Origin of the sequence: Christiangramia aquimixticola, from assembly GCF_048285835.1 — a bacterium.
Lineage (GTDB): Bacteria > Bacteroidota > Bacteroidia > Flavobacteriales > Flavobacteriaceae > Christiangramia > Christiangramia aquimixticola.
This window is the reverse complement of record NZ_JBLVTL010000001.1, coordinates 396,782-403,273: the sequence shown is the minus strand read 5'-3', so window position 1 is coordinate 403,273 and position 6,492 is coordinate 396,782. Positions and strand designations below refer to the sequence as shown.

Here is a 6,492-nt window from a genome sequence, read left to right as displayed (position 1 = left end):
AATTCCTGAAACACACCCAGAATTTCGGCTAAATAAAAGCCATTTTTCTAATTCAGATCTTAAGATTATTGCGAAAACTTATATAGAGGAAGGGGAGCCTTATGAACAGCAAATAGGTGCTTTTTTGCTGGATTGGCTTAGACCTTCATCTTCTATAGAGGTTCATACTTCCGGTTCTACAGGGAAACCCAAAAAGATCCGGCTCACCAAGGAGCACATGGTAAATTCGGCACTGGCCACGGCGAAATTCTTTGAGCTTCCTGCCGGGACCACTGCTTTAATGTGTTTGCCGGCCGAATATATTGCCGGGAAGATGATGCTTGTTCGTGCCATGGTAAGTGGCTGGCATCTTGACACCGTTCTCCCATCCTCCATTCCTTTGGATCAGGTTTTTAAAGTTTACGATTTTTCTGCAATGACCCCTTTCCAACTGGATAACTCTCTTGCCAGATTACATTTGGTTAAAAAGCTCATTATTGGAGGAGGCGCAGTTTCACCCCGCCTTCGGAAAATGCTGAAGAATACAGATTGTAAACTTTATGAGACCTATGGAATGACCGAGACTTGCAGCCATATCGCTGCCAGAAGGTTAAATCCTAAAAAAAAGAAAGCATCGCGCTCATTTAAATTATTGCCAAATGTTAGTATTCGTCAGGATGACCGGGGATGCCTGGTAATAAAAGCTCCTAAAATTCTGGATGAAGAAATCGTAACGAATGATGTTGTGGAAATTGTTACCTATAAAAGATTCGTCTGGAAGGGGAGGTATGACAATGTGATCAACTCTGGCGGAATAAAATTATTTCCTGAAGAAATAGAAAGGAAACTCAATAAAAAACTCGACCACCGGTTCTTTGTTACTTCCATTCCCGATGATGCGCTGGGGGAAAAACTGGTTCTTTTTGTAGAGGACGATTTTTCAGAAGAAACTATTGATAACCTGAGGGAGACTATCGAAAACATGAAATCTTTAGGGAAATACGAGAAGCCACGAAAAATTTACCTTATAGAAAAATTTGAAGAAACTCCTAATGGGAAGATCCATCGTGAGAACACCCTGAAGAGTAAAATTGCCTGAAATTCCCGGTCGGCTTCATTTCATTTATACCTTAATTTATAGCTCTGCATGAAGAATTTATTTATTCTCGTTTTACTCTTATTTCCTTTTTTTATCAATGGTCAGGTCCTCTCGGAAAAAGAAAGGTCACAAATTAACGACCAGATTCTGGGTGAACGCTTTGATCAATTATTACCCGTATTAATGGATAGAACCGGGATAGACATGTGGGTGCTAATTTCAAGGGAATATAACGAAGACCCCGTCCTTAAAACGATGCTTCCTTCTACCTGGTTAAATGCAAGAAGAAGGACCATCCTCGTATTTTACCGGGATAAGGATAAAAACCTTGTGGAAAAACTTGCAGTTGCGCGATATGATATTGGTGAACATATTCAATCTGCCTGGAATAAAGAGGAGCAGCCAGATCAATGGCAGGCGCTAGTAAAAATCATAAAAGACCGTGATCCTGCGAAAATTGGAATTAATAAATCTGATAATTTTGGAATCGCCGATGGTCTTGTCAAGACAGATCATGATGCATTCCTTAAGGCGCTGCCAGCTACATATAAAAATCGGTTGATTTCTGCTGAAGAGCTTGCCGTAGGCTGGATAGAAACGCGGACTTTGAGGGAAATGGTTATTTACAGCGATCTGGTAAATATTACTCATGACATTATTGCTGAAGCATTCAGTAGTAAAGTAATTAAACCCGGGATAACTACTACAGATGATGTGGTGTGGTGGATGCGCCAGAAAGTTACAGATATGGGAATGGAAACCTGGTTTCATCCTACCGTGGATATTCAAAGGACGAATGAAGCTCTGGTGGATCATATCACTGCTTTTTCTGGAAAGGATGGGGATGACGTGATTCTTCCCGGTGACCTGTTACATTGTGATTTTGGGATCACTTATCTTAATTTAAATACAGACTGTCAACAAATGGCTTATGTACTTAAGGCAGGGGAGGAAAAAGCTCCGGACTTCCTAAGCGAAGCTTTCCGGAAAGGAAACCAATTACAGGATATTCTTACTTCTAATTTCGAAACCGGTAAACCCGGAAATATTATTCTGAAGAAAAGTTTGCAGGAAGCAAAAAATGCGGGATTAAAACCTTCCATTTATACCCATCCCTTAGGTTTATATGGCCACTCCGCCGGTCCAACTATTGGAATGTGGGATCAGCAGAATGGAGTACCTGGAACAGGTGACTATCCTTTATATGAAAATACCGTATATGCCATTGAGTTAAATACCGAAGTAGAAATCCCTGAATGGAATAAAACAGTGAGAATAATGCTGGAAGAAGCTGGATTTTGGGGAGAGGATGGTTTTCGTTATGTTAATGACAGACAAAGAAATCTCATTCTAATTCCTTCGGAAAAAGAAGCCAACTAAAAAAGGAACTAAGTTTAATAACCCATTTTCATCATGTAATCTGCGGAATGTTTTCCGGAGCCATAGAAGATGAAAAAAATACTTACCAGAGTTACAATAAGGGCTAATATTAATGCCGTAGCATTCATAATCCCAACAAAATTAATAAGGATCGCACCTATCAGGATAGGAATTTGGGCCATCAGCGCCCAACGTGTAAACAGTCCAAAAGCTATCAAAACGCCTCCAACGAGATGTGCTGATGCAATGTAATGCACTAGCAGCATTGTGCCTCCAAAGCCCTGAAGTGGTGTAATTAACTCTGCAACCATTTCAGTTTGAGAAGCAAATTGGATTCCTTTAATAAAGAAAAACACACCCAAAGCCACCCTGATGAGATCCAGCCAATAATAAGTGTGCGCATTTGCCCACTTATTTAAAGATTTAATACTTAACATAATAAAAATATTTACATTAAGTTACTAAAAATCAAGGTGGTATGTGTTTAAAATTTAAAGTATTATTTACTCTATATTACTTAAGGATCTCTGTATTTATATAAAATTCCAGCTCGTTAACCTTTAGCTCATCCAATTCTTCCCCGGTTTTATAAGATTGCCATTCGGTGCCGGGATTTAACCTTATTTCCTCTTCGTCAATAATTACATCTACCGGCATATTAAATCCAATAACATCGGCTTTCCAGCGATAAAGTATTTGATCATCACCTTGTCTTAATTGTAAAGTAGGTAACCCGGGATTGCGGAGATACTGGTCAAATACCGGAGCAAGGTCAATTGGGGTAGCCTTATTGAAAAATGCTTCAGTATCGGCAGTTGTGATTGTTTGATGCCTGTATGTTTTAGTGTAATCTCTAAGAGTGTTCCACCACAAGTCATCATCATCATAAATACTTCTGATCATATTAAGAAGATTTGCACCTTTATGGTACATATCTCCGGAACCTTCAACATTCACTCCGTATTCTCCAATAATGTTTTTTCGATTCCCAATATTCTTCCGAAGTCCTTTTAAATATTCCAGAGCTTCTTTTTTACCCCAGCGACATTCGATATATATTGCTTCAGTATAACTTGTAAACCCTTCGTGGATCCACATATCTGCGATATCTTTTGAAGTAATACTATTCCCGTACCATTCGTGACCTGATTCGTGAATTATGATAAAATCCCATTTGAGACCAATTCCTGTACCGGATATATCATTGCCCAGATAACCCATTTTATATTCATTTCCATAGGCAACGGCACTTTGGTGTTCCATTCCTAAATACGGGGTTTCTACCAGTTTAAACCCATCTTCCTCGAACGGATAAGGTCCCATTTTCTCGTAAAAACACGCCATCATTTCCTTTACTTCTTCAAATTGAGCTTTTGCCTTCTCCAGGTTATATGGTAATACATAATAGTCGAGATCAAGATCTTCGTATTTGTCAGAGAAATGGGTGTAATTCCCAATATTGATCATCAGGTTGTAATTGTTGATTGGATTTACAACCTTCCAGCTCCATTGGGTAAAACCATCGTTGAGGTTCTTTTTTCCAAGAAATCTACCATTAGATACATTCATCAATCCGTTTGGAACAGCAACTTCTATAATGGTCTCCTCGGGTTCATCACTTTGATGATCCTTGTTTGGATACCATAGACTGGCACCAGTTCCCTGTACGGCTACACCAATCCAGGGGTTTCCATCCAGATCTTTAGTCCAGACAAAACCACCATCCCACGGCGCATTTTTTGCAACAATAGGGTTACCATGATAAAAGAACTGCAAAGAATCCTGAGCGCCTTTTTTTAGCGCCTCCTCAAAATCTATAAAAACCGCATTATGCTTTCTATTATATGATAAGGGTTTCCCTTTGTGTACAATAGAATCTATTTCCATATTGGCAAAAAGATCCAGTTGCATTACCGGTAAGTCTTCAGAAACTGAAAATCTGATAGTGTTAGATCCGGATATGAATTTTTTTTCCGGTTCGACCTTCAGTTTCAAATGATATTTGAGCACATCGAAAGAGCTGCGCTCAGGTCGTAAGCTACCTCTTAGTGTATCAGCTTCGGTATATACCGAATGATTAGTGCCAACTATTTGTGCGTTGGATATTAGCACAAATAAGAAGGCTCCAAAGGATAATAATAGCTTTTTCATAAACTTGATTAGGTTTGGATTACTCCAAGATTAAAATCTTTTTCAATAGGAGCGTGGTTAGCAGCTTCTATTCCCATTGAGATCCACTTACGGGTATCCAGAGGATCGATAATGGCATCTGTCCATAGCCTCGCAGCTGCATAATAAGCTGAAGTCTGGGCGTCGTATTTAGCTTTTAATTTTTCGAAAACCTCTTTTTCCTTTTCGGCATCTACTTCTTCACCTTTTTTGGCCAGAGCAGCGGTTTCAATTTGCGCGAGTACTTTTGCGGCCTGTGTTCCTCCCATTACAGCAAGCTCTGCACTTGGCCATGCAGCGATCAAACGTGGGTCATAAGCTTTCCCGCACATCGCATAATTTCCTGCGCCGTATGAATTTCCTATAATTATAGTGAATTTAGGGACCACAGAGTTACTTACCGCATTTACCATTTTCGCACCGTCTTTAATGATGCCTCCATGTTCACTTTTACTTCCAACCATAAATCCGGTAACATCCTGTAAGAATACCAAAGGGATTTTTTTCTGATTACAATTCGCAATAAACCTTGTGGCTTTATCTGCAGAATCGGAATAAATAACCCCTCCAAATTGCATTTCACCCTTTTTGGTTTTTACGATCTTTCGCTGATTTGCGACGATCCCTACAGCCCAACCATCGATTCTCGCATATCCGGTGATAATGGTTTGTCCGTAGCCTTCCTTATATTCTTCAAACTCTGAATTATCCACCAGGCGGGAGATAATTTCGTGCATATCATATTGATCGCTTCGTTTTTTAGGAAGTATTCCGTAGATATCTTTAGGATCGTTCTTAGGTTTCACAGGTTTTTTATAGCTAAAACCGGCTTTGTCAAAATCACCGATCTTATCCATAATATTCTTTATTCGCGTAAGAGCATCTTCATCATCTTTAGCCTTATAATCTGTAACTCCACTAATTTCGCTGTGGGTTGTCGCTCCACCAAGAGTTTCGTTATCTATGGATTCCCCAATGGCTGCTTTTACCAGGTAACTTCCGGCAAGGAAAATACTACCGGTTTTTTCAACGATTAGAGCCTCATCACTCATTATTGGAAGGTAGGCACCTCCTGCCACACAGCTTCCCATTACGGCTGCAATTTGGGTAATTCCCATGCTGCTCATCACCGCATTGTTTCTGAATATTCTTCCGAAATGCTCTTTATCTGGGAAAATTTCATCCTGCATAGGAAGAAATACTCCGGCACTATCAACTAAATAAATAATTGGGAGTCTGTTCTCAATGGCAATTTCCTGAGCTCTTAGGTTCTTTTTTCCGGTTATTGGGAACCAGGCACCGGCTTTTACAGTTGCGTCATTTGCTACCACTATACATTGCTTACCGGAAACATGTCCAATTTTTACTACAACACCTCCGCTTGGACACCCACCATGCTCCTCATACATTCCATCCCCAGCAAAAGCACCAATTTCTATGCTTTTTTCATTATCATCCAATAGAAAATCAATACGCTCACGGGCAGTCATTTTCCCTTTAGCATGATGCTTTTCAATTCTTTTTTCACCACCACCTAGTTTTATTTTTGCAAGTCGCTGGCGCATTGCAGAGGCCAGTAACTTATTATGATCTTCATTCTTGTTGAAGTTGATATCCATTTCTTTGAATTTTTTACAATAATTCGACTACTTTCATGTGATTAATTTTAAATTAATCGTATTTCTGAATAAATTTTGTGAATATTTATTCAGAAATGGCTCTGGGCTAAAATACAAAAACACGGGAATTCTTCAGTTGTTAAGCCTTAATAAAAATTTATAGGTTACGGGTTATAGCTTTGAAGAAGGGTATCAAAACTGTCTTTTGAGATCCTTCGGTCTATCTCTTTCCAGGTGAAGTGAATC

General features: G+C 39.4%; 5 protein-coding genes. 2 read left to right on the top strand and 3 right to left on the bottom strand.

What is annotated here, in order from left to right; translation table 11 throughout:
• Position 1 precedes the first annotated feature (1 nt).
• Positions 2–1,078, top strand: a complete 1,077-nt coding sequence (locus tag ACNKXV_RS01760) for an AMP-binding protein (RefSeq protein ID WP_417905976.1) — start codon at positions 2–4, stop codon at positions 1,076–1,078.
• Positions 1,079–1,126: 48 nt separating this feature from the next.
• On the top strand, positions 1,127–2,458 hold the full coding sequence (locus ACNKXV_RS01755) for a M24 family metallopeptidase (protein ID WP_417905975.1): 1,332 nt from the start codon (positions 1,127–1,129) through the stop codon (positions 2,456–2,458).
• Between the two features lie 14 nt (positions 2,459–2,472).
• Here ACNKXV_RS01755 and ACNKXV_RS01750 read toward each other — a convergent pair whose 3' ends face one another.
• The 3 genes from ACNKXV_RS01750 to ACNKXV_RS01740 all read right to left on the bottom strand — a co-directional run bounded on the left by ACNKXV_RS01750 (position 2,473) and on the right by ACNKXV_RS01740 (position 6,246).
• Positions 2,473–2,895, bottom strand: coding sequence for a DoxX family protein (locus ACNKXV_RS01750; RefSeq protein WP_417905974.1), 423 nt, complete (start codon positions 2,893–2,895; stop codon positions 2,473–2,475).
• Between the two features lie 76 nt (positions 2,896–2,971).
• On the bottom strand, positions 2,972–4,609 hold the full coding sequence (locus tag ACNKXV_RS01745; RefSeq protein ID WP_417905973.1) for a M1 family metallopeptidase: 1,638 nt from the start codon (positions 4,607–4,609) through the stop codon (positions 2,972–2,974).
• Positions 4,610–4,617: 8 nt separating this feature from the next.
• On the bottom strand, positions 4,618–6,246 hold the full coding sequence (locus tag ACNKXV_RS01740) for an acyl-CoA carboxylase subunit beta (protein WP_417905972.1): 1,629 nt from the start codon (positions 6,244–6,246) through the stop codon (positions 4,618–4,620).
• Positions 6,247–6,492 lie beyond the last annotated feature (246 nt).